Source organism: Pantoea sp. AN62 (assembly GCF_050432985.1).
In the GTDB taxonomy this organism is placed as follows: domain Bacteria; phylum Pseudomonadota; class Gammaproteobacteria; order Enterobacterales; family Enterobacteriaceae; genus Pantoea; species Pantoea brenneri.
In genome coordinates this window covers 144,814-169,569 of the sequence record NZ_JBNPYB010000004.1, presented here as the reverse complement: position 1 = coordinate 169,569, position 24,756 = coordinate 144,814, and the positions used below count along the sequence as shown (strand labels likewise).

21 protein-coding genes are annotated in these 24,756 nt (G+C 55.3%); 14 read left to right on the top strand and 7 right to left on the bottom strand.

Translation table 11 applies throughout. The annotated features are described in order from the left end of the window. The first annotated feature begins 43 nt into the window (after positions 1-43). The 11 genes from FHW04_RS06635 to npr all read left to right on the top strand — a co-directional run bounded on the left by FHW04_RS06635 (position 44) and on the right by npr (position 8,021). On the top strand, positions 44-1,024 hold the full coding sequence (locus tag FHW04_RS06635) for a calcium/sodium antiporter (protein WP_069728788.1): 981 nt from the start codon (positions 44-46) through the stop codon (positions 1,022-1,024). A gap of 16 nt (positions 1,025-1,040) precedes the next feature. Continuing rightward, a complete protein-coding gene (gene kdsD / locus FHW04_RS06630; RefSeq protein ID WP_031375445.1) occupies positions 1,041-2,024 on the top strand; it encodes an arabinose-5-phosphate isomerase KdsD in 984 nt (327 codons plus the stop codon). Positions 2,025-2,037: 13 nt separating this feature from the next. Next, entirely contained in the window at positions 2,038-2,604 is a 567-nt protein-coding gene (gene kdsC, locus FHW04_RS06625; protein WP_031375446.1) for a 3-deoxy-manno-octulosonate-8-phosphatase KdsC, read from the top strand. Continuing rightward, positions 2,601-3,170, top strand: a complete 570-nt coding sequence (gene lptC, locus FHW04_RS06620; RefSeq protein WP_031375447.1) for an LPS export ABC transporter periplasmic protein LptC — start codon at positions 2,601-2,603, stop codon at positions 3,168-3,170. Before kdsC ends, lptC begins: the two co-directional genes overlap by 4 nt. Next, positions 3,145-3,696 (top strand): lipopolysaccharide ABC transporter substrate-binding protein LptA, encoded by a 552-nt coding sequence (gene lptA, locus FHW04_RS06615; protein WP_031375448.1) that lies wholly within the window; start codon positions 3,145-3,147, stop codon positions 3,694-3,696. Before lptC ends, lptA begins: the two co-directional genes overlap by 26 nt. A gap of 5 nt (positions 3,697-3,701) precedes the next feature. Beyond that, positions 3,702-4,427: an LPS export ABC transporter ATP-binding protein gene (gene lptB, locus FHW04_RS06610; protein ID WP_031375449.1), complete on the top strand. Its 726-nt coding sequence runs from the start codon at positions 3,702-3,704 to the stop codon at positions 4,425-4,427. Between the two features lie 48 nt (positions 4,428-4,475). Further along, on the top strand, positions 4,476-5,909 hold the full coding sequence (gene rpoN / locus FHW04_RS06605; protein ID WP_046289153.1) for an RNA polymerase factor sigma-54: 1,434 nt from the start codon (positions 4,476-4,478) through the stop codon (positions 5,907-5,909). A gap of 21 nt (positions 5,910-5,930) precedes the next feature. Then, positions 5,931-6,218, top strand: a complete 288-nt coding sequence (gene hpf, locus FHW04_RS06600; RefSeq protein WP_031375450.1) for a ribosome hibernation promoting factor — start codon at positions 5,931-5,933, stop codon at positions 6,216-6,218. A gap of 152 nt (positions 6,219-6,370) precedes the next feature. After that, positions 6,371-6,850, top strand: a complete 480-nt coding sequence (gene ptsN / locus FHW04_RS06595) for a PTS IIA-like nitrogen regulatory protein PtsN (protein ID WP_031375451.1) — start codon at positions 6,371-6,373, stop codon at positions 6,848-6,850. Between the two features lie 47 nt (positions 6,851-6,897). Continuing rightward, positions 6,898-7,752 carry an RNase adapter RapZ gene (gene rapZ / locus FHW04_RS06590; RefSeq protein WP_003851114.1) on the top strand — a complete coding sequence of 285 codons (855 nt, stop codon included), beginning with the start codon at positions 6,898-6,900 and terminating at the stop codon, positions 7,750-7,752. Further along, on the top strand, positions 7,749-8,021 hold the full coding sequence (gene npr, locus FHW04_RS06585) for a PTS phosphocarrier protein NPr (RefSeq protein ID WP_031375452.1): 273 nt from the start codon (positions 7,749-7,751) through the stop codon (positions 8,019-8,021). The genes rapZ and npr overlap by 4 nt, the downstream gene beginning before the upstream one ends. A gap of 3 nt (positions 8,022-8,024) precedes the next feature. Here npr and mtgA read toward each other — a convergent pair whose 3' ends face one another. Beyond that, complete coding sequence (gene mtgA, locus FHW04_RS06580) at positions 8,025-8,744, bottom strand: monofunctional biosynthetic peptidoglycan transglycosylase (RefSeq protein WP_089561298.1); 720 nt, start codon at positions 8,742-8,744, stop codon at positions 8,025-8,027. Positions 8,745-9,614: 870 nt separating this feature from the next. After that, positions 9,615-11,966: an aerobic respiration two-component sensor histidine kinase ArcB gene (gene arcB, locus FHW04_RS06575; protein WP_089561297.1), complete on the bottom strand. Its 2,352-nt coding sequence runs from the start codon at positions 11,964-11,966 to the stop codon at positions 9,615-9,617. An 892-nt stretch (positions 11,967-12,858) separates the two neighbouring features. Between arcB and FHW04_RS06570 the strand changes: the two genes are divergently transcribed. Both FHW04_RS06570 and FHW04_RS06565 read left to right on the top strand, forming a co-directional pair. Then, positions 12,859-18,390 (top strand): glutamate synthase-related protein, encoded by a 5,532-nt coding sequence (locus FHW04_RS06570; RefSeq protein WP_031375455.1) that lies wholly within the window; start codon positions 12,859-12,861, stop codon positions 18,388-18,390. A gap of 184 nt (positions 18,391-18,574) precedes the next feature. Continuing rightward, positions 18,575-20,332 carry a sulfite reductase subunit alpha gene (locus FHW04_RS06565; RefSeq protein WP_069728787.1) on the top strand — a complete coding sequence of 586 codons (1,758 nt, stop codon included), beginning with the start codon at positions 18,575-18,577 and terminating at the stop codon, positions 20,330-20,332. Positions 20,333-20,441: 109 nt separating this feature from the next. Here the strand turns inward: FHW04_RS06565 and sspB are convergent, their stop codons facing one another. From sspB to zapE, 5 genes are all read right to left on the bottom strand, one after another. After that, the gene (gene sspB, locus FHW04_RS06560; RefSeq protein ID WP_031375457.1) at positions 20,442-20,927 is read right to left on the bottom strand and encodes a ClpXP protease specificity-enhancing factor; all 486 of its coding nucleotides are present in this window, start codon (positions 20,925-20,927) and stop codon (positions 20,442-20,444) included. A gap of 3 nt (positions 20,928-20,930) precedes the next feature. Then, positions 20,931-21,572, bottom strand: a complete 642-nt coding sequence (gene sspA, locus FHW04_RS06555; protein ID WP_031375458.1) for a stringent starvation protein SspA — start codon at positions 21,570-21,572, stop codon at positions 20,931-20,933. A gap of 330 nt (positions 21,573-21,902) precedes the next feature. Further along, positions 21,903-22,295, bottom strand: a complete 393-nt coding sequence (rpsI, locus tag FHW04_RS06550) for a 30S ribosomal protein S9 (RefSeq protein ID WP_031375459.1) — start codon at positions 22,293-22,295, stop codon at positions 21,903-21,905. Positions 22,296-22,310: 15 nt separating this feature from the next. Further along, on the bottom strand, positions 22,311-22,739 hold the full coding sequence (gene rplM / locus FHW04_RS06545) for a 50S ribosomal protein L13 (protein ID WP_008925400.1): 429 nt from the start codon (positions 22,737-22,739) through the stop codon (positions 22,311-22,313). Between the two features lie 227 nt (positions 22,740-22,966). Next, positions 22,967-24,094: a cell division protein ZapE gene (gene zapE / locus FHW04_RS06540; RefSeq protein ID WP_031375460.1), complete on the bottom strand. Its 1,128-nt coding sequence runs from the start codon at positions 24,092-24,094 to the stop codon at positions 22,967-22,969. A 178-nt stretch (positions 24,095-24,272) separates the two neighbouring features. Between zapE and zapG the strand changes: the two genes are divergently transcribed. After that, positions 24,273-24,674, top strand: a complete 402-nt coding sequence (gene zapG / locus FHW04_RS06535; protein ID WP_031375461.1) for a Z-ring associated protein ZapG — start codon at positions 24,273-24,275, stop codon at positions 24,672-24,674. The last annotated feature ends 82 nt before the right edge of the window (positions 24,675-24,756 follow it).

Here is a 24,756-nt window from a genome sequence, read left to right as displayed (position 1 = left end):
GGACAAGGCGTGCCGGGCTGGGGTTTTTACGCAAGGATTTTTCATGTTCGTAGCTTCTGCACTGCTGATTATCGGTTTGCTTTTACTGGCTTATGGTGCCGATCGTCTGGTGTTTAGCGCCTCGATACTCTGTCGATCGTTTGGTATTCCACCCTTGATCATTGGCATGACCGTCGTCAGCATCGGCACCTCGTTGCCCGAGATGATTCTCTCCTTCTCGGCCGCGCAGCATGGCCAGATGGATCTTGCTGTCGGTACCGCGCTGGGCTCGAATATTACCAACATTTTACTGATCCTGGGTGCCGCTGCGTTAATGCATCCACTCAGCGTACACTCTAATCTGATTCGTCGTGAACTCCCTTTAATGCTGCTGGTGACGTTGCTCAGCGGTTTTATGCTGTTTGATAACCAGCTTAGCCGACTGGATGGCATTGGATTGATCGCCATCGCCGCGGTTTATCTGATGGTGGTGATCCGCATTGCGCGTAAAGCGGAGCGTGATAACAACGACACCCTGACCCGTGAACAGCTGGCGGAATTACCGCGCGAAGAGAGCGGCAACACGGTGGCGTTTCTCTGGCTGGCCGTCGCCCTGATTATCCTGCCGATGTCGACCCGGATGGTGATCGACAACGCCACGGTGTTTGCCGACTATTTTGGCGTCAGTGAACTGGTGATGGGTCTGACGCTGATTGCCGTCGGCACCAGCCTGCCCGAGCTGGCGACGGTGATTGCTGGTGCGCTGAAAGGCGAAGATGATATCGCGATCGGTAACCTGATCGGCGCCAACATTTATAATATTGCTATCGTACTCGGCCTGCCGGCGCTGATGCATCCTGGCAGCATCGATTACCACGCGTTCGCCCGTGATTACTGGGTGATGCTCGGCGTCAGCGTACTGTTCGCCCTGCTCTGCCTGTTACGTCGCCGACGCGTTGGCCGTACGGCAGGCGCACTTTTACTCTGTGGTTTCTTCGTCTGGGTGACGCTGCTGTGGGTACAGCCAGCGTTCATGGACGGCTAACAAGGACAGACTGACCATGTCATATCAGCAACCGGCAGTTTTTGATTTCCAGCGCGCAGGCAAAGCGGTATTGCGCATCGAGCGCGAAGGTCTGGAGCAGCTCGATCAGTACATTAACGACGATTTTGCCCGCGCCTGCGCCCGGATTTACGCCTGCCAGGGTAAAGTGGTGGTGATGGGGATGGGCAAGTCAGGCCACATTGGCAAAAAAATGGCCGCCACCTTTGCCAGCACCGGCACGCCCGCCTTTTTCGTTCATCCGGCGGAAGCCAGCCATGGCGATCTCGGCATGGTCAGCAAGAATGACGTGGTGATTGCCATCTCCAACAGCGGCGAGTCGAATGAAATTCTCGCGCTGATTCCGGTGCTAAAGCGGCAGAATATCACCCTGATCTGCATGACCGGCCGGCCAGAAAGTGCGATGGCCCGGGCTGCCGATGTGCATCTGTGCGTCAGTGTCCCGCAGGAGGCGTGCCCGCTCGGTCTGGCTCCCACCAGCAGCACTACCGCCACGCTGGTAATGGGCGATGCGCTGGCCGTTTCACTGCTGGAAGCGCGCGGCTTCACCGCCGAAGACTTTGCGCTCTCCCACCCCGGCGGCGCACTCGGACGTAAACTGCTGCTGCACGTGGCCGATATCATGCACAGCGGCGATGAACTGCCGCACGTCACGCGCGATGCCTCGCTGCGTGATGCGCTGCTGGAAATTACCCGCAAAAACCTCGGGTTGACGGTGATTGTTGACGACCTGATGAAGATTGAAGGCATCTTTACCGATGGTGACCTGCGCCGCATCTTCGATATGGGTATCGATTTCCAGCGCGCCACCATAGGTGAAGTGATGACGCCAGGCGGCATTCGCGTGCGGCCGAACATGCTGGCGGTTGAAGCGCTCAACCTGATGCAAACCAAAAACATTACCTCGATCCTGGTCGCCGATGACGACCATCTGCTCGGTGTGGTACATATGCATGACATGCTGCGCGCTGGCGTAGTCTGAACAGGAAAAGACAATGCAACTGGCAACTCCCCCGATTGATACCTGCTATGGCCCGGTCAGCGCCGAGGTGATGGCTCGCGCCAGCCAGATTCGCCTGCTGATTTGCGACGTCGATGGCGTGATGTCCGACGGGGTGATCTACATGGGCAATAATGGTGAAGAGCTGAAGGCGTTTAATGTGCGCGACGGCTACGGTATTCGTTGCCTGCTGACCTCAGATGTGGAAGTGGCTATTATTACCGGCCGGAATGCCCGCCTGATGGAAGATCGCTGTAAAACGCTCGGCATTCGTCATCTTTATCAGGGACAATCGGATAAGCTTTTGGCCTATGGCGAACTTCTGGATAAACTGTCTCTTTCCGATCAACAGGTCGCCTATATTGGTGACGACCTGATCGACTGGCCGGTGATGGCAAAAGTGGGATTAAGCGTGGCGGTTGCGGATGCACATCCGGTGCTGTTGCCGCGCGCGCACTACGTGACGCGCATTGCGGGCGGACGTGGCGCGGTACGTGAAGTTTGCGACCTGATCTTAATGTCGCAGGACAAATTTGAGGATGCCAAAGGGCAATCAGTATGAGTAAAAGCAGGCGTTGGATGACGCTGATTCTGACCTTGATTGCACTGGTTTTAATCGGCTGGAATCTTACCAACCAGGATGAGAATACGCCGGTTGCCACCGATAACCAGGCACCGACCTATACCAGTGCGGATTCCCACACCGTGGTTTATAACCCACAGGGTGCACTGTCGTATAAGCTGGTTTCCGATAAAGTGACCTACTTTTCGGATCAGGAACTGAGCTGGTTCGATAATCCGGTGATGACCACCTACGACGAAAATAAAGTGCCGACCTGGACACTCCGTGCCGACAAAGCAAAGCTCACCAAAGATCGTATGCTTTATCTGTATGGTCATGTGGAACTGAATACGCTGACACAGGATTCCCAGCTTGACCGGGTCAAAACCGACAATGCGCAGGTTAACCTTGTCACTCAGGACGTTACCTCTGACGACCAGGTGACGCTGTATGGCCGCAGTTTTAACTCCACCGGCATGAAAATGCGCGGCAATTTACGGACAAAAAACGCCGAGTTAATCGAAAAGGTCAAAACTTCTTATGAAATTCAAAATGAACAAAAATAGCCTTAAGCTTTTACTCGCCAGCATGCTGCTGGCGAGCAGCGTGCCTGCGCTGGCCCTGACCGGTGACTCGGATAAGCCCGTCAATATTGACTCGCAGAACCAGGCGCTGGATCTGCAGGGCAATGTCGCGACCTTTACCGGCAACGTTATCGTCACTCAGGGTTCGATCAAAATCACCGCTGATAAAGTGGTGGTGACCCGTCCGGGCGGCGACAGCAAGAAAACCATCGTCGATGCGTACGGCAATCCTGCCACCTTCTACCAGATGCAGGACAGCGGCAAACCGGTGCAGGGCCATGCGGCAAAACTGCACTATGAACTGGCTAACGACTTTGTTGAACTGACCGGCAACGCCTTCATTGAGCAGCAGGACAGCAACATCAAGGGCGATCGCATTACCTATCTGGTGAAAGAGCAGAAAATGCAGGCTTACAGCCAGGGCCAGAATAAGCGCGTCACCACCGTGCTGGTGCCGTCGCAACTGCAGGATAAAGGTTCGTCCAACAGCGGAAAGAAGAGTAACTGATAGCTATGGCCACATTAATCGCAGAAAACCTGGCGAAGGCATATAAAGGCCGTCGCGTGGTAGAAGATGTCAGTCTGCAGGTAAAGTCCGGCGAGATTGTCGGCCTGCTGGGTCCCAACGGTGCCGGTAAAACCACCACCTTTTACATGGTGGTCGGCATTGTGCCGCGCGATGCGGGCCGCATTATTATCGATGACGAAGATATCAGTATCCTGCCGCTGCATGCCCGTGCGCGTCGCGGTATCGGCTATCTGCCGCAGGAGGCCTCTATTTTCCGTCGCCTCAGCGTCTACGATAACCTGATGGCGGTTCTGCAAATCCGTGACGACCTCACCGAAGAGCAGCGTCAGGATCGCGCCAACGAGCTGATGGAAGAGTTTCACATTGAGCACCTGCGCGACAGCATGGGTCAGGCGCTCTCCGGCGGTGAACGTCGCCGGGTCGAGATCGCCCGCGCGCTGGCCGCCAACCCTAAATTTATCCTGCTGGATGAACCGTTTGCGGGTGTCGACCCGATCTCGGTCATCGACATCAAGAAAATCATTGAGCATTTGCGTGACAGCGGCCTTGGCGTGTTGATTACCGACCATAACGTGCGCGAAACCTTAGCGGTGTGCGAACGGGCATATATCGTCAGTCAGGGCCACCTGATCGCGCACGGTACGCCGAATGAAATTCTGGCAGATGAGCAGGTTAAGCGGGTTTATTTGGGTGAAGAGTTCAGACTCTGATAAGGTGTCGTAAATACTGATGTTTACCTGGGAACTACCATCCTGTCTATGAAGCAAGGTTTGCAACTCAGGCTCAGCCAACAGCTGGCGATGACACCGCAGTTGCAGCAGGCGATTCGTCTGCTGCAACTCTCTACGCTTGAACTCCAGCAGGAGTTACAGCTGGCACTGGAAAGTAATCCGCTGCTTGAACAAACCGACCTGCATGATGAAATCGACTCTCGTGAGGCTCCCGAAGGCGAAGCGCTGGATACCCGTGAAGCGCTTGAGCAGAAAGAGATGCCTGACGAGCTGCCGCTGGACGCGACCTGGGATGAAATCTACACCGCCGGCACGCCATCCGGGACCGGTACCGATTATCAGGATGATGAGTTACCGGTTTATCAGGGCGAAACCACCCAGTCACTGCAGGATTACCTGATGTGGCAGGTTGAGCTAACGCCATTTAGCGATACTGACCGCGCCATTGCCACTTCGATCGTGGATGCGATCGACGATACCGGATACCTCACCGTTTCGCTTGACGAGATCCTCGACAGCATCGGCAACGATGAGCTTGAGGCCGATGAAGTCGAAGCGGTGCTGAAACGCATTCAGCGCTTTGATCCGGTTGGCGTCGGTGCGCGCGATCTGCGCGACTGTCTGCTGGTGCAGCTGTCGCAATATGCGCCCGAGACGCCGATGCTGGCGGAAGCCCGCCTGATCGTCAGTGAACATCTGGATCTGCTGGCCAACCACGATTTTCGCAGCCTGATGCGGGTGACGCGCCTCAAAGAAGAGGTGCTGAAAGAGGCGATGATGTTAATTCAGTCGCTGGACCCGCGTCCCGGTCAGTCAATTAATACCGGCGAACCGGAATATGTGATCCCCGACGTGCTGGTGCGGAAAGTCGGCAGCCGCTGGACGGTTGAACTGAACGCCGACAGCGTCCCGCGCCTCAAGATCAACCAGCAGTATGCCGCCATGAGCGGGGCGACGCGTAACGACAGCGACAGTCAGTTCATTCGCAGCAACCTGCAGGAAGCGCGCTGGCTGATTAAAAGCCTGGAAAGCCGCAACGATACGCTGCTGAAAGTGACACGCTGTATTGTCGAGCAGCAGCAGGCCTTCTTTGAACAGGGCGAAGAGTTTATGCGCCCGATGGTGCTGGCCGATATCGCCCAGGCGGTTGAGATGCACGAATCGACCATTTCCCGCGTCACTACGCAAAAGTATCTGCACAGTCCGCGAGGCATTTTTGAACTGAAGTACTTTTTCTCCAGTCACGTGAATACTGAAGGTGGCGGCGAAGCCTCATCGACAGCCATTCGCGCACTGGTGAAAAAATTAATCTCGGCGGAAAATCCAGCCAAACCCTTGAGCGACAGTAAACTCACCTCCATGTTATCTGATCAAGGGATCATGGTGGCACGTCGTACCGTCGCCAAATACCGCGAGTCTTTATCCATCCCGCCATCGAACCAGCGCAAACAGCTGGTTTGACAGAAATGAGAAGGAAGACCTATGCAGCTGAACCTTACCGGGCAAAATGTTGAAATCACCGCACCACTGCGCGATTTCGTCAGCGGTAAATTTGCCAAACTGGAACACTATTTCGAACATATCAATCAGGTTTATATTGTGCTGAAAGTTGAGAAAGTCACCCAGGTGGCTGACGCAACGCTGCACATAAACGGTGGCGAGCTGCACGCCACGTCCGAAGCGGAAGATATGTATGCGGCGATTGACGGGTTGATCGACAAGCTCGCCCGTCAGCTGACCAAACACAAAGATAAACTGAAAAAACACTAACCTTCACGCTAGCTACGCGCGCCTGCCGCGCAGAGCCGACAGGATGGGGCGGATAATCCGCCCCGTTTTGTCATCTAAGCAAGCGCCATTTACTGCCAGCATCATGATACGCTGGTGGCTGATGGCCAGGTTAACTCGCAAGTGAAACGATAATGAACAACGATCTAACACTGGAATTGAGCACAGTGCTTTCGCCTGACTGCACCCGCAGCGGCGTACACTGCCAGAGCAAAAAACGCGCGCTGGAAATCATCAGCGAACTGGCCGCTAAGCAGCTCAACCTGCCGCACCAGACGCTTTTTGAAGCGATCCTCACCCGTGAACGCATGGGCAGTACCGGTATTGGCAACGGCATTGCCATTCCACACGGTAAACTGGAAGAGGATACGCTACGTGCTGTCGGGGTGTTTATCAGCCTTGAACAGCCGATCGCGTTTGATGCCGTTGATAATCAGCCGGTCGATCTGTTGTTTGCCCTGCTGGTACCGGCTGACCAGTGCAAAACTCACCTGCACACCCTTTCACTGGTGGCGAAGCGTCTGGCGGATAAAACCGTCTGTCGCCGTCTGCGCGCCGCGCAAAGTGATGAAGAGCTCTATGCCATTATCACAGAAGGCCAGTCAGAGCAGTAAAGCGTCTTTACCGGCCGCGTGCCGGTTTTAAAACGGGAGAGAAGGTCATGGTGCTGATGATCGTGAGCGGTCGGTCAGGCTCGGGGAAGTCAGTGGCGCTACGCGCGCTGGAAGATATGGGTTTTTACTGCGTCGATAACCTGCCGGTGGTGCTATTGCCCGAGTTGGCCAACTCGCTGGCGGAGCGCAACATCTCGGCAGCGGTGAGCATCGACGTACGCAACATGCCTGAATCCCCTGAGATTTTTGAAACCGCGCTGAATAACCTGCCCGACTCATTTTCACCCCAGTTGCTGTTTCTTGATGCCGATCGTAATACCCTGATTCGCCGCTACAGCGACACCCGCCGTCTGCATCCGCTCTCCAGTAAAAATCTGTCGCTGGAAAGTGCCATTGATGAAGAGAGTGATTTGCTGGAGCCACTGCGTTCACGGGCCGATCTGATCATCGATACCTCAGAAATGTCGGTCCACGAACTGGCAGAGATGCTGCGTACCCGGCTGCTGGGCAAGCGTGAACGTGAGCTGACGATGGTGTTTGAGTCGTTTGGCTTCAAGCACGGCATCCCGATTGATGCCGATTATGTGTTTGACGTGCGCTTCCTGCCGAATCCGCACTGGGACCCTAAGCTGCGCCCGATGACCGGCCTCGATCGTCCGGTGGCTGCCTTTCTCGATCGCCATACCGAAGTGCACAACTTCATCTATCAGACCCGCAGTTATCTGGAACTGTGGTTGCCGATGCTGGAAACCAACAACCGCAGTTATCTGACTGTCGCTATCGGCTGTACCGGCGGGAAACATCGTTCGGTCTATATTGCAGAACAGCTGGCGGACTACTTCCGTTCACGCGGCAAGAATGTACAGTCACGTCACCGTACGTTGGAAAAGCGTAAATCATGACCGTTAAGCAAACTGTCGAAATCAAAAATAAACTGGGTATGCATGCCCGACCGGCAATGAAGCTGTTTGAACTGGTACAGAGCTTTGACGCTGAAGTGCTGCTGCGCAATGAAGCCGGCACCGAAGCCGAAGCCAGCAGCGTGATTGCGCTGCTGATGCTCGATTCAGCTCAGGGCGGCCACATTGAAATCGAAGCCAGCGGGCCGGAAGAGATCCCGGCGCTGGCAGCGGTCATTGAGCTGTTTGAAGCGGGTTTCGACGAGGATTAACCCTCAGTCCAGCCGGTTACGCTGTAAAAATCCTTCCCCGCCAAGCTGGCGCATCTGACGCAGGATCCACTGCTGCCGCTGCCGTACATAGCCAGACGGCGTTGCAGCACGGAAGCGGATAGGATTAGGCAGCACCGCGGCCAGCAACGCCGCTTCGCCAGCCGTCAATCGGCTGGCTGGCTTGTGGAAATAGCGCTGTGACGCCGCCTCCACACCAAACACCCCAGGCCCGAATTCGGCGATATTCAGATAGACGGTCAGAATACGTCGCTTAGTCCAGACGGTCTCAATGCCCACCGTCAGGCCCGCCTCCAGCCCTTTACGCACCCAGCTCCGCCCATCCCACAGAAACAGGTTCTTGGCCGTCTGCTGCGACAGGGTAGATGCACCACGCATCCGGCTATCGCTGTTATCCAGCACCGACTCGATCGCCGCGACGTCAAATCCCCAGTGGGTCGGAAACTTTTGATCTTCAGACGCAATCACCGCCAGGCCCATCCACGGCGAAATTTCATCGTGTCCGACCCAATCCGAATGGGCAACATAGCTGAAGTCGCCGCGAAGCCAGGCACCGAGCTGGCGCTCAACCATAACCGCGGAGAACGGCACCGGTAAAAATGAAAACAGCAAAATCCCTGCCAGCCAGATGCCCAGCCACGCCAGAATAATACGCACAGCAATCCGTTTAATACGTTGTCCGGCGCTTCCTTTATGCTTACTCATGCAATCTTCCCATACTTGTTTCAGGCGTTAATCAATTACTCGCGTAATCAGTGCGCAAAGAAACCTTTTATTGCCTTTATCGGTGAAAATGACCGTGCAGTTTCCAGACATCAGGTCGACATTTTGCATTAAAAAGCTGCAACAGATCGAAATAGTTCAAGCACTTCCGTCAGAAAGGAATCGGTTCCATTCGCCGCGACCGTTAATTACCTTTCCAGATAAACACTTAATAATTAGTAATAAGCACTAATTTGAATGGTTTGCATTGCTTAACTATCCTGTTTTTATGTCTTCGGTATTTTTCACTAATTGGCCGAAATCATGCCGATAACCGGTAAATTTCTTGCCAGAATAACGCGGTCATTGACCGTCTGTCGCTTAAGCTTTCGCCACCGGTTAAGGTCCGACCTGATGGGTGGAAGCGTAAATAAGCGAAATCTTTTTTCTCTTTCCAAAACGTTTTGGATAAATCACGCCATTTTGCGCCGGTGGCGAGCAATATCAGCGCGTTAGCAGCATTAATGGCCCAGATTCGTCCGCCGCTTCGCTTTAAGGGGTAACAGGGCCAGCAACCCGGCTATCGCCGGGTTAAAAGCGCGCAAAAAGTGGGATAACTGATTAAAATAACCGCAATACAACGCAGAAAATGATTCCTTGCTTGACTGTGTTGCCAAATTAATGTTTTCTGTATTTAAACGCTGCTCAACATCACACATTTTAATGAATCTTCTAACACGTTAAGATGAATTTGCTAAGGTGAAGGCAGTGTTAACCAATACCATGCGGCTGCGTTTATTACTCAAAGCATAGCAACCGCTACTTTTTCCCTGGTGTTGGCGCAGTATTCGCGCACCCCGGCCTCGGCTGGGGTCATTTTTTTCTGGCGGACGACGCTTCCTGCTCCGCAACCCAGTCGCGCAATACCTGCACATCGTGTCGCCACTCGTGCTTCAGCTCATCAATCCATTCAACCACGTTATCCCACCAGGCTGGCAGTTCCGGGCTCTGGATCTGTTTCGCCAGCTGCTGCAGATGTTGTAACCCTACCGATCCCGCCGCGCCCTTGATTTTGTGCCCCTCTTCGGCGATGCCTTTTTGATCGCGCGCCATCAGATTAGATTCGAGCACTTCAAGATAGCCTGGCATCATCTTTTCAAACATCGTCAGGCTTTGGGTAATCAGGCTCGGCCCGACCAGATCGAGATACTGCTCCAGCATCGGGATATCCAGCAGCGTCTGGCTTTTATCTGCGGCTTCGTGCGGCAACGCCTCCTCCGGCTCCGCCTGATAATCCCAGAACTTTTTGATGATGGCGGTCAGCGCCGGTACCGCCAGTGGCTTGCTGAGCACATCATCCATTCCGGCATCGAAATACTCTTTTTTGTCCTTCAGCACATTGGCGGTCAATGCTACCAGCGGCGGCAGATGGATGCCCTGGTGCTGCTGGCGGATCGCCCGCGACACATCCAGACCGGTCATGTCTGGTAACTGAATATCCAGCAGCACCAGATCGAACTCCAGCGGGTCAAACATCGCCAGCGCGTCGCTGCCGGTCATCGCCACCTCGACGCTGCAGCCCAGCTTCTCCAGCACCGAGCGCGCCACAATCACGTTCAGTTCGATATCTTCCACCAGCAGCACGTGCAGCGCCGGCAGAGGCAGGCTGTCATCCACGCCTTCATCTTCCACCTCTTCAGCAATGCGTGGCGCTTTGATCTCAACGGTGAAGCAGGAGCCCTGCCCCGGCGCGCTTTGCACCCGGATATCGCCGCCCATCGCCTGTGCCAGCCGGCGGGATACCGCCAGGCCAATGCCGGTGCCGGTAGCCGGTTTGCCGCCGTGCTGATCCTTCACCTGATAGTACATGGCGAAGATTTTGTCCTGCTCCTCCTGGCGGATGCCCATACCGGAATCCTGTACCTCAAAGCGCAGCGTTTCATCCTGCTGATACGCCACCCGCACTACGATCTCGCCCTGCTGGGTGAACTTGACGGCATTGCCAATCAGGTTCCACAAAATCTGCCGCAGACGGGTGCCGTCGGTGGAGATCATGTGCGGCAACGGTAACTGTGGTGCGAGGACAAACTTCAGCCCTTTTGGCTGCGCCAGCAGGCCGGACAGGTTTTCTAAATCGGCGAGGAAGCTGGTGAAGTCGAGCGGCTGATTATCCAGCTGCACCTTACGCCGCTCAATCTTGTCCACTTCAATCACATCATTGAAGATGTTGCCCAGCGTGATGGCAGAGACGTGGATGGTTTTCAGGTATTTCAGCTGTTCCTGATTCAGATCGGTATCGAGCAGAATACGGCTCAGTCCGACAATGCCGTTAAGCGGCGTACGCAGCTCGTGGCTGATAGTAGAGATAAAGGTGGTCTTCTCCCGGCTGGCGTTCTCTAACGCGTCCTGGTAGCGCTTACGCTCGGTTATATCGCGGCCAAATCCCATCAGCCCGCTGCGTTTGCCGACGCGGTCGTAATAAGGCACTTTGCGGATTTCAAAACAGGCTTTGCGCCCGTCCGGATATTGCAGCCACTGTTCATAAGTCAGGGAGACGTTGTGGCGGAACACTTTCTCATCGGTTTCCAGCACTTTAGTGGCCGCTTCATCATCGTAGATATCGCGTGGCGTCAGGCCGATAAGCTGTTTTTCACTTTTACCGGTCAGCAGTTCCATCGCGCGGTTACAGCCGGAGAACTGTTTGTCGATGTTGCGATAGAACACCAGATCCGGCGACGCATCAAGAAACGAACGCAGGAAGGAGGATTGCTGCTCCAGTTCAATCTGCGCCTGTTCGCGCCGCGTCACTTCTTCACGCAGCTTATCCATCACCTGCTCACGCGCCTGCTCCGCCTTTTTACGGTCGGTGATCTCCTGATTCAGCTGGGTGATGGTCTCTTTCATCTGCTGATTCAGTTCCAGGTCGCGGGTGCGCATCTCTTCCAGTTTATCCACCAGCCTCGCCAGCCGCTGTCGCGATTCCTCCAGCTGATCGACCACCACCGACAGGAAATAGACCGCCCACGGGGTGATCAACAGCCCGAAGAACACCGATCGCACCATGTCGATGCTCTCGACATGCCCACGCAGTACCATGGTGACCGCCATCTGGACAATCATCGCCAGCACCACCAGCGCCGAGGCCAGCAGCAGCGAGAACCGCACCAGTCCAAGCTTCACCATCAAATCCACGTAATATTGTGCCAACAGCCGAATTTGTTTCATAAAAACTCCCTGGAAGAGAAACAGCCTCATGATAGCGTAATTAACCGGCCGACGTCGCAACGCCGCAGCGGAAGATAAGCGATGTAGTGCGCTTTTATGGTGCATCGGCCCGGTTGTTCGGCGACGTTTATGACAACCGGCTTAAAACCCTTGACTGCGTGTGCCAAATGAATAATCTGTAAGGCCGCCGCTAAAAACGGCGCATCCTCTGCCCGGTGTTTTTTCAATATCCTGTCGACGTTCTGTTGCGCAGGCTCATTCCTTTTTATGAATACTCATTCATCTTTAATGCTGTTTTAAGCACATCCAGCCCGATTAATTTTTCTTATAACCCCCGGCTGTTTCATTCAAATAATCGGACATAAGAAAAACAGATACATGCTGTGCAACAGCGGTGCGGAACAGCATTAAATGCTGTTAAAGCCCTACTCACCAGCATGGTGCAGAGATCTGACGGCTGCACTACAGTGAGTCAGTTCACATTTATCAGGCGATCGCCACCGGCTAAAGCACCATAATTTAAACCTCTTTATCTTTTTAATTCATAACCTTAGCAGCAAAAACAGCACAATAACCTCGGCTGAGGCCCTCATTTGACCTGATTACGCTTTCCCGATAAGTTGGAAATCCGCTGAAAGCTTTCCTGACGGGCCAGTGTCTCGGCATATCTATGCAACAAGAAGACTCCCGCGTGGTTTAAGTCATCTCCTTTAAGAGACCGGAAATCGAAGAGCAGCTCAATTAAGGACGTTTCACCGATGTCTGGAGAGAAATGCTCAGGGCTATGACGCGCGCTCGACAGAGCATGGCGATGAAAATGAAGTGCGCCTCAGTTGCGCTCAGACCCTGAAACAGTGCAGGTAATGTCAAAAGCAGTTTAAGGAGACCCTCAATGTCCACTAACAAACCTCATTCCTATGGCTTGTATGATCCAACAGCAGGCAGTGATAGCTGTGGTGTAGGTTTCATAACGCGTAAGGACGGCGAGCAGACCCATGAGATTTTGCAGATGGCGCACAGCGCCCTGTGCACCGTACCGCATCGTGGCGGCATGTCGGCTGAAGGCGTGGGCGACGGCGCCGGGGTCAACGTTGATCTCTCCCTGCACTTCTTCCGTAAAATTACCGGCCAGCCGCTGGAAGCGGGCCGCTTCGGCGTCGGCAACTTCTTCGTGCCGAAAGATGCCGACCTGCGCGCTAACGCAGAACGTCTGGTCGATGAAACGCTGAGCAGCTTTAATCTGCCGGTGATCATGAAACGTGACATGCCGCTCGACAGCAGCGTGACGCGTCCGGCGGCAGTGCAGTTTCAGTTACCGATTCTGCAGTGGATTTTCACTGCGCCGCAGGACGTGGCCGACCAAAACGACTTCGAACAACGCATTTATCGCGCCCTGTTAACCATCGAAGCCCGGGCTTTTACCGAGAGTGAATTTGGCGGTCTCTATCCGCTGTCGCTCTCTTCACGCACCCAGGTTTTTAAAGCCCGTCTGAATTCCAATGAAGTGATCCCTTACTTCAGGGATCTGACCGACCCCGATCATCAGGTGCGCGGGCTGTTTTTCCATACCCGCTTCTCAACCAACACCGATCCGCACACCACCATGGCGCAGCCGTTCCGCCTGATGGCGCACAACGGTGAACTGAATACCGACCGTAAGAACCGCATCGCCGAATCGGCGCTGGCGCTGGCGCGCGGCAAGAAAATTGTGCGGCCGAAAGGCCAGTCGGACAGCTCACGTCTCGATCAGAGCATCCATAGCCGTCTGATGGAAGATAACCTCGATCTGATCACCGCAGTGGTCTCGATGATGCCGCCTGCCTGGGAAAACGACAGTGCGTTATCGCCGGAAGTGCGCGCTATGCTGGAGTACTTCTCGCTGTATGAAGAGAAGAACGACGGTCCGGCTGCGTTAATCTTTGGTAATGGCGAAGTGATTGGGGCGCGTCTTGACCGTCTCGGCCTGCGTCCGCTGCGTTCAGTAGAAACTGCAGAGTATATCGGTGCGATGTCCGAAGCGGGCCAGATTGCCTTCCCGCCGGAAAGTGTGCTGCGTCGCGGCCGTATTGAGGCCGGTGGCATGCTCTACTTCGATCATCGCGAAAAACGCAGCTACACCACGGTACAGGCGCTGGAAAAACTGGCTGCCGAAAAAGATTATCCAGCTCTGCTGCGCGAGGCGCGCGTCGGACTGGAAGACCTGCCCGCCATTCCGGCTGAGCAGCAAGGTTCACCGCTGCGCTATCGCGGTGACCTGAAAACCTATCAGCGCTTTGTGGCCTACTACTACAACCAGGAAAGCTTCAAGTTCATGATGGACCCGATGCTGAACACCGGCGCAGAGAAAATCTCCGCCATGGGTTACGGCAACGCAATTAACGGTCTGTCCGATCATGAAGGCGGCATGGCGCACTATTTCTCTCAGCGCTTCGCCCAGGTGACTAACCCGCCGCTGGACTCTATCCGTGAAGTGGATGGCATGACGCTGCGGGTCGCGCTGGGTGCCAAACCGCATCTCGGTCGCAGCAAAGGCCGCCAGATTGTGGTGCCTTCGCCGATCCTGAGCCATCTCGATATGCTGCGTTTACGTGAGCAGGATGTCGCGCCGTACGCCCGCTTTGAGATGCTGTATGAGCCGGTTATTGGCAAAGATCTGTTGAGCACCACCGCTAACGCCAACGCGCTGGAGAAGGCGATTGACGATCTGGCACAGCAGGTGGTTGATTTTGCCCGCAGCCAGGGCGGCATCGCGGTGCTGACCGATCGCCACATCTCCTCTAAACAGGCAGCAATTCCGATGTTGCTGGTGGTCTCTGCCATCAACCAGCGTCTGGTGCAGGAAGGTCTGCGTCTGGATGTGTCGCTGGTGGTGGAAAGCGGTCAGAGCATTTCATCGCACCACATTGCCGCCACGCTGGGCTTTGGTGCCTCCGCTATCTATCCGCTCGGCGTACAGATGCGTGCAGAAGAGAAGTTCGGTGAAGGCGAAGAAGGCAACAAAGCCTTTAAACGCTATGCCAAAGCGGCTGAAAAAGCGTTAATGAAAACCATGGGCAAAGTGGGTCTCTGCACCGTTGAAAGCTACAGCAGCGGCGAATTCTTTGAGCCAAACTTCCTCAACACCGACGATCCGGTGCTGAAAAAGTACTTCCCGAATATCAAAACGCCGGTGGGCGGCGCCGGTTTTGCCACCATCGCGCAGATGGCGGTCGACTGGCATCAGAGCGCCCTGAAAATTCAGGGTGAATCTGAAGTGCCGTTGCTCGGTCTGTTTAAAGAACGTGCCGAAGGCGCCGGTCACTCGTACGGCACCATTGCGGTACGCACCTTTATTGATATGACTGAGGAGCCGATCCGCTTCGCCGATAAAGCGCGTGAAGAGGATAACTTTATCCGCCTGATGACGCTGGCGAAGCTCGATAACGCCTTTGGCATCAAGCCAGAAACCTTTAAAGACAGCAGCTTCGAGCGCATTCCGGATGAGGTGATCAACAATTTCACTATCACCGCCGATTACCGTCAGTTCTCAAGCCTGATGTATGAAGAGCGTAAACGTCGCCCGGCGGCGCTGCGCGATATTCTGACCTTCCCGGCTGACCTGACCCACATCGACAGTGAAGCGGAGTTTCGCCGTAAGCTGGGACGCTACTCGCTGACCAACAACGGCTTTGCGATCCGCGGCCTGGTCTGTGAAGCGGTGGATGGCAGCCTGAATCACTTTATGCTGCGCCTGACCGATGCGATTGCTGGCCTGAAGCCAGAGCATGAGCGTCTGCAGAACCTGTCACGCGCACTGAAGTTGCGGTTTAACGACGATATCGAGAGCAGTGAAGTGGTCGATGGCGGCCTGAAAGTGACCGCTTACGGCAAAGCGGCCGATTATCTGTCGCGTATTTTCACCACCCTGCCCTCACTGCCGCTCAGCGAGGTTCAGCCCGCCTGTGAAATCACCCGCACCTTTGCTTCCGGTGCGATGAGTCACGGTGCGCTGGTGGCACCTGCTCATGAGGCGGTGGCACACGGTACCAATATGGTCGGCGGCATGAGCAACTGCGGTGAAGGTGGCGAACACTACTCGCGTCACGGCACCATCCGTGCATCGCGCATCAAACAGCTGGCTTCGGGTCGCTTCGGCGTCTGGGCGGCCTACCTTGCCGATCCGATGCTGGAAGAGCTGGAAATTAAAATTGGTCAGGGTGCCAAGCCTGGCGAAGGTGGCCAGTTACCGGCCGCTAAAGTCACGGTGGAAATTGCCGCGGCCCGTGGCGGTACGCCTGGCGTTGAGCTGGTCTCACCGCCACCGCATCACGATACTTACTCGATTGAAGATCTGGCGCAGCTGATCCATGACTGTAAAGCCGCGCGGGTACGGGTGATCGTCAAGCTGGTTTCGTCGGAAGGCATTGGCACCATCGCGGTTGGCGTTGCCAAAGCGGGTGCTGACGTCATCAACGTAGCCGGCAACACCGGCGGCACCGGCGCGGCCTCCGTTACCAGCCTGAAATACACCGGCCGCGTAGCGGAAATCGGCATCGCAGAAGTGCATCAGGCGCTGTGCGCCAACGGCCTGCGTGACAAAGTGCTGCTGCGCTGTTCAGGCGCTCAGCAAACCGGCAGCGACGTGGTGAAATCAGCGCTGCTGGGCGGCGACAGTTTTGAATTCGGTACGACCGCCCTGATGATGCTGAAATGCGTGATGGCGAAAAACTGTAACGTCAAATGCCCGGCGGGCTTAACCACCAATGCCGAAGCCTTTGATGGCGATCCACGCCAGCTGGCGCAGTACTTCCTCAATGTCGCGCATGAAGTCCGTGAGATTCTGGCGCGGATGGGATTACGTTCGCTGCGTGAAGCACGCGGCCGCGCTGATCTGCTGCACCTGATGGATCACCCACTGGAAGTCGGCAAACTCGATTTGCGCGCCATGCTGACCGTGGTACCGGAGCTGAAAATCGAACATCCGGTTTACCTCGAAAAAGATTTCGAGCTGGATGATGGCTGGGTAGAACAACTGAAACTGGCGCTGGTTGAACAGCGTAAGCCTGACATCACGCTGGGCGATAACGTGGTACTCAACAACCGCAACAAGAGCGTCGGCGGCCAGCTGGCGATCGATATTGAGCGGATGCTGAACCATCAACTGAGCGCAGAACAACTGCAGGCGATGCCGGCGGTGCTGGCCGACGACCGTGGCCGTCACTATCTGGCACCGGAGAGCGTGAAAATTTCCACCTCCGGTTCCGCCGGTCAGTCGTTTGGCGCATTTTGCAACGATGGTATGCAGATGCGTCACTACGGCACCTGTAACGACGGCGTTGGCAAAGGACAGTGTGGCGGTGAACTGGTGGTGATGTCGCCAGGCGGCGGCGCACAGGACGGCGATGGCAACGTGCTGATCGGTAACTTCGCACTGTTCGGTGCCACCGGTGGACGCCTGTTTGTGCAGGGGCAGGCCGGTGACCGTTTCGCGGTGCGTAACTCCGGTGCCACGGCGGTGGTTGAAGGGGTCGGCGATTTCTGCTGCGAGTACATGACCAACGGCGCCATTCTTAACCTCGGCACCTTTGGTAAAGGGTTTGGTAATGGCATGAGCGGCGGCTTTGCCTATCAGTACGATCCCTATGGTTCACTGGCCAGTCATGCTGCCGGCGATTCCGTGCTGTTCGGTTCAATCGCCGATCAGGATGAGATGGCGCAGGTCCATAAGCAGGCAGTGCTGACCATGCTGAACTGGCATCTGGAGGCAACGCAGTCCCCGCGTGCGGCGTGGCTGCTGGAGAACTGGGAAACCGAGTGTCACCACTTTGTCTACGTCATGCCGCGCTCGCTGCTGCTTTACCAGGATGGGGGAGAAATCCTGAAGGCCAAAACCCGCAAAGATTTGCTGGAAGAGCTGTCTACTGCGCTGGCGGGCCATCAGGTGGCGAAGTTTAAAGCTGCCTGGCGTCAGGGTAAAACCATCGCCAACGGCGCGGTACCGGCTTACGGTGCGACCGACACGCTGGAGATGTTTGTCCTGCTCAACAACTACACCGTGCTGAGCTTCGCGCAGCAGCTGGCATTGGGCAAACTGCCAAAAGGCACGCCGGTTGAAGATCCGGCCGTAGAAAAAGCGGTTCGCAACCTGCTGATGACCGAAGATTTTTCGCTGGTCAGCAAGCTGCAACGTCATGCCCGCTCAGCGATTGAAAGCTACAGCGATGATGAACTGGCCAGCCTGATCGGCACCAAACGGATGTCCGATTACAAAGCTGCGCTGACGCAACGCAACATCCGCTCGATGGACAGCCTGGCGACGTATGGCTGGATCATGTATCAGGACGCCTGTAACCGCGAAGTGCTGGGACATCTGCCTGATTTTGAAGAGCTGTTTGCGCGTGCAGCGTTACCTGAAATTGCCGCGGCGGTGGGAAAACTGTCCTGACAGGGCGACTAACCTGATTGAACGTGAATATTATTAATTGATATTACCCGGATTAAGCGTGGTAACACGCAGCGTAAGCTTCACGTTTCCCGCCGCCACGTCAGGCGGTGCGGAAGGTGAAGCGGCTCTCTGCGATGGCGGCGTCGCTTATGACGGGTGAGAACGGGATTGAGTAAAAGTACCCATGAAAATTCCTTATATTCCAGAAGATGCACCCTTTAATGGCGATCAGAAATACTGGCTGGCGGGCTTCCTCGCCGGTCTTCACTCCCGTTTACTGGTGTTAGAAGACAAGCAGCAGCCTGCGGCAGGTACCGGCGCCGCCGCCACCACCCAACTGCATATTCTCTACGGCTCGCAAACCGGCAACGCGGAAGCGCTGGCGCAAACCGCCGCCAAATCAGCACGTGCTAAAGGACTGGTGCCGGTAGTTCAGGCGCTGGGCGATGTGGATCTCGACGTGTTCGCGACCATGCGTCACGTACTGATCGTCACGTCTACCTATGGCGAAGGCGAAATGCCAGACAACGCCCAGTTATTCTGGGATGCCATCTCCGCCAGCACCGCCCCGCGTCTGGAGCAGATGCACTTTGCCGTGCTGGCGATTGGCGATACTGGTTACGATGGCTTCTGCCAGGCGGGTAAATTCATTGATATGCGGCTGGAGCAGCTGGGCGCGAAACGCGTAGTCGATCGTATTGATTGCGACATCGACTACGAAGAGCCGTCCAGCGAATGGCTGAACAGTTCGATGCCGCAGTTTGCCGCCAGCGCGGGCAGCAGCGGCACGGTGCTGGAAAGCGCACCAGAAGCGCCGGTGATCCCGGGCAGCAACAAGTCCAATCCTTACGCTGCGGCGCTGATCACCAACAAGCGTCTGTCAGGCGAGCAGTCGGCGAAGGATATTCGTCACTTCGAGTTTGATCTGACCGACAGTGGTCTGAAATATGAAGCGGGCGATGCGCTGGGCGTTATCCCGGTCAACGAACCGTCGCTGGTCAGCCTGCTGCTGACGCAGCTGAATGCCGATTACCAGACGCCGGTGCCCGGCTTTGACCGCAGCCTCGGCGATCTGCTGACCTATCAGTTTGAAATCTCAGAACCGTCGCGCAAGCTGATTGAGTGGGTCGGACAGAACACCACCAACCAGGAACTGCGTCACGTGTTGCAGCACGACGATAAAGATGCGCTCGGCGTGTGGCTTTGGGGCAAAGATACGCTTGACCTGCTGCAGCTTGAGCTGACCCGCTCGCTGCCGGTACCGGAATTTGTCGCGCTGCTGCGCCCGTTGCAGCATCGTGCCTACTCCATCTCGTCAAGCTCGAAGGCGCATCCTAACCAGGTACACCTGACCGTCGCCTCCGTCCGTTATCACAGTGGTGGCCGTAACCGTGGCGGTGTCTGTTCAACCTATCTGGCCGAACGCGTGCGTCGTGGTGAGAAGCCCGCTATCTTCATTTCGCCAAACAAAGCATTTCGCGTGCCGGCTAATAACAGCGCCCCGCTGATCATGGTGGGTCCAGGCACCGGTATCGCCCCGTTCCGCGCCTTTTTGCAGGAGCGTCAGGCAACCGGCGCACAGGGAAAAAACTGGCTGTTCTTTGGCGATCAGCATCAGGAACATGATTTCATCTATCGCGAAGAGCTGACCGGCTGGCACGACAGCGGCTTGCTGACCCGGCTGGATCTGGCGTTCTCACGCGATCAGGAGAAGAAGATTTACGTGCAAACCCGCATGCTGGAACAGGGCGCAGAGCTTTATGCCTGGCTGCAGGAAGGTGCCTATTTCTACGTCTGTGGTGATGCGTCACGCATGGCGAAAGATGTCGACAGCGCGCTGTATGAAGTGGTGCGTCAGTTCGGCGGGCTTTCCAGTGAACGTGCGGCGGATTACATCGATCAGCTGAAGAAAGAGAAGCGTTACCTGCGCGACGTCTATTAATTCGCGCGCGTCAACGTAACAACACATCCGGCTTGCGCAGGCAGCCGGATTTTTTATTGCCCTTAACAACCGGCAAAAAAATACCCGTCGTGAGGACGGGTATCGGATGTTATTTCACGACGCGCAATGAAGGGCGTCCGCCACGCGGTGGTGGATCGTCATCAGGCGGTGTCTCGTCATCGCTGGCATCGTCAGGACGATCGCCATCAATCACGGACATCATGGTCTCTTCCTGACCGTCTGACGTCTCCTGAGAGGCCAGTTCGTAGGCCGGCTCAGGTTCGAACATCGTTCCAGCGCCATTTTCACGCGCATAGATCGCCAGAATCGCCGCCATCGGCACGTTAACCTGACGCGGAACGCCGCCGAAACGAGCGTTGAACGACACCTGATCGTTAGCCAGATCGAGATTGCCCACGGCGCGCGGCGCAATGTTCAACACAATCTGACCATCGCGCGCATACTCGAGCGGCACCTGCACACCAGGCAGATTAATGTCGACCACCAGGTGCGGCGTTAACTGATTGTCGAGCAACCAGTCATAGAAGGCGCGCAGCAGATAGGGGCGACGTGCGGTAAGTTGCGACATTTCCATAAATCAGCCCCGGGCTTGCAGGCGCATTTCACGTTCAGCTTCAGTTAATGAAGCGAGGAAAGAGTCACGCTCGAAGACACGATTCATGTAGCCTTTCAGCTCTTTTGAACCGGAGCCGATCAAATCGATGCCCATTGACGGCAGACGCCATAACAGCGGTGCCAGATAGCAATCGACCAGGCTGAATTCTTCGCTCATGAAGAACGGTGTGCGACCAAACAGCGGCGCAATCGCCAGCAGCTCTTCACGCAGTTGTTTGCGTGCGGCTTCGGCTTCCTGACCGCTGCTGTTCTCAACGGTTCTCATCAGGCTGTACCAGTCCTGCTCGATGCGGTGCATCATCAGACGGCTTTCACCACGGGCAACCGGATAAACCGGCATCAGCGGTGGATGCGGGAAACGCTCATCTAAATATTCCATGATGATGCGTGATTCATACAGCGTCAGCTCACGATCTACCAGCGTCGGCACCGTGCGATACGGGTTGAGGTCAATCAGATCCTGCGGCAGGTTATCCATTTCGACCTGCTCGATCTCTACGCTGACACCCTTCTCCGCCAGGACAATACGTACCTGATGGCTGAAAATGTCAGTAGGACCAGAAAACAGCGTCATTACCGAACGTTTGTTGGCAGCGACAGCCATGAAAACCTCCAAGTTTGTTCACAAAAAGTTACTGCGAATAGCCAACCATCCGGCGACTCACTTGCTCATAGAACTCGCACGCAACCCACGTTAGCTGCGTCGTATACTGATATCCCGACGGCGGGGAGACGCATAACGCACCGGCCTGCGGGCGCAAAGTGACACAGAGTTTACCAGATTTTAGGCAGCTTGTGGGCGTGGAATGAATCTTTGCGGGGAAATTGGGAGCGCCGTTAACGTTTTTCCGCCTGCATCGGCGGTGCAGCAGAAAGCAAAAAACCCGCCGAAGCGGGTTTTTTGTGCCAATTGTCTCTGCCGAAGCAGCAACAATTAACGCTTGGAGAACTGAGGACGACGACGTGCTTTACGCAGGCCGACTTTCTTACGTTCAACCTGACGCGCATCACGGGTAACGAAGCCAGCTTTACGCAGCTCCGCACGCAGAGATTCGTCATATTCCATCAGAGCGCGGGTGATACCGTGACGGATCGCACCAGCCTGACCAGAAATACCACCACCTTTAACGGTGACGTACAGATCGAATTTACCAACCAGGTCCAGCAGCTCAAGCGGCTGACGAACTACCATGCGGGCAGTTTCGCGACCGAAGTACTGTTCCAGAGAACGTTGGTTAATAACGATGTTACCGCTACCCGGCTTAATAAATACGCGAGCGGTAGAGCTTTTGCGGCGACCAGTGCCGTAGTTTTGAGTTTCAGCCATTGCCTTTAATCCCGATTAAATGTCAAGAACTTGCGGTTGCTGTGCCGCATGGGTGTGCTCGTTGCCTGCGTAAACTTTCAGTTTACGGTACATAGCACGACCCAGCGGGCCCTTCGGCAGCATGCCTTTAACCGCGATCTCAATCACACGCTCAGGACGGCGAGCAATCATCTCTTCAAAGGTCGCCTGTTTGATACCACCGATGTGACCAGTGTGGTGATAGTAAATCTTGTCAGTACGCTTGTTGCCGGTTACAGCAACTTTTTCTGCGTTCAGAACGATGATGTAATCACCAGTATCAACGTGCGGAGTGTATTCCGCTTTATGCTTACCACGCAGACGGCGCGCCAGTTCAGTCGCCAGGCGACCCAAAGTTTTGCCCGTTGCGTCAACTACAAACCAGTCACGTTGGACGGTTTCTGGTTTAGCTGTAAAAGTTTTCATCGAAAAGCTTACCCAAATTAAGTTACACGTTGGTGAAATCCCAAACGCTTAAGTAAACGATTGAGGCTCACACGACCATTTTGACCAGCAAGCCACCCCTTCGGATAGAGTTACTGGAACACAGAGGATTTGGGAAAAAAATCCTTTGCTGTAACGTGGGGTCGCAAGATTATAGAGAAGTCAGTTACAAAAATCGAACCCTATTTCACTATTTATCTGCTTTATTCTCACGGCAGGTGCGGCAGGCGCAGATACTCCTCGCTCTGCATCTCCTGCAGACGTGATAAGCAGCGCTGATACTCAAATTTCAGCCGCGTGCCCTGATAAATCTCGGTCAGCGAGGTTTCCGCTGCCACCACCAGTTTCACATGGCGTTCGTAGAATTCATCGACCAGCGCCAGAAAACGACGCGCCTGATCCTCGGTCTTATAAATCATCACCGGCACATCATGCAGCAGGACGCTGTGGAAGCGACGCGAGAGCGCAATATAGTCATGCTGGCTGCGTCCTTCCCCGCACAGCGTGGTGAAGTTGATCGCCAGTACCCCGTCACTGACGCCGAGCGTCGGCATCTGGCGATGGTTGATCTCCAGGACCGGTGCCTGTTCCGGTTTGCCGCCCGCCAGCGCCTGAAACATCCGCCCCATTTCAGCGTGGGTCTTGTCATTCAGCGGGTAGTTCCACAGATGGGCCGAGGTCAGCGTCCGCAACCGGTAATCGATGCCGGCATCGACGTTCATCACATCACAGTGGGTTTTGATCTGCTCAATCGCCGGCAGGAAACGCGCACGCTGTAACCCGTTGCGATAGAGATCGTCTGGCGGAATATTTGAGGTGGCAACCAGCGCGATACCGCGTTCAAACAGCGCTTCCATCAGGGTGCCAAGCAGCATCGCATCGGTGATGTCAGAAACGAAAAACTCGTCGAAACAGAGGATATCGGTTTCGGCTTTAAACCGGTCGGCGATGATCAGCAGCGGATCGCTCTGTCCCTGCAGTTGCGTCAGCTCTTCGTGTACCCGCAACATAAAGCGATGAAAGTGCAGCCGCAGTTTGCGATTGCCAGGAATAGACTGAAAAAACAGATCCATTACCCAGGTTTTCCCGCGACCCACACCGCCCCACATATATAAACCGCGCAGCGGTGGCAGGGGTTCGTTTTTCTCTTTGCCGATCAGTTTCGACAGGCGACCCAGCAGGCCAGATGTCGCAGGCGCAGCAGTTTGCTGACGTGCGGCCAGTGCTTGCTGGAGCGCGTCTAAACGGGTAATGGCTTCACGTTGTACGTCATCGGGCTTGAATTCGCCCTGCGACAGCGCCTGCTCATAGCGGGCAAGCGGAGATGAGGTTTGCATTGTTCTCTCAGAGTCCCTGAATTTTGTCTGATTCATACAGCTGTTGTCGAAAAAAAGGCCGTTCTACACTAAGCCATGCCGCTCCAGAGTTCCACATCCATAAGATTAACGGGTATAGTGACTACTATTGGAATGGTGCAATGCCCTACGGAACAACGGAAATAACACGGGAGTCATTATGACCTGGGAATACGGGCTAATTGGTTTAGTGGTAGGCATTATTGTCGGCGCAGTAGCCATGCGTTTTGGCAACAGGAAATTGCGTGAGCAGCGCAGCATGCAGTACGAACTGGAAAAATCGAAAGCGGAACTGGCGGATTACCGTCAGGAACTGACTAACCACTTTGCGCAAAGCGCGGAATTGCTGGACAACATGGCGCGTGACTATCGTCAGCTCTATCAGCATATGGCGAAAGGGTCGAATGACCTGCTGCCCGATCTGCCGGGTGAAAAGAACCCGTTTGCTTATCAGTTAACCGAAGCTGAAGCCGATAACGATCAGGTCCCGGTACAGATGCCGCGCGACTACTCTGAAGGGGCATCCGGTTTACTGCGCGGCGAGCGCCCTGCCCGCGACTAATCTTTTTGGGGCGCAGCCCGTCTGCGCCCACGGTTTTTGCGAACCCTGACCTCAAACGACTGTCACACTGAGTAATTCCCCC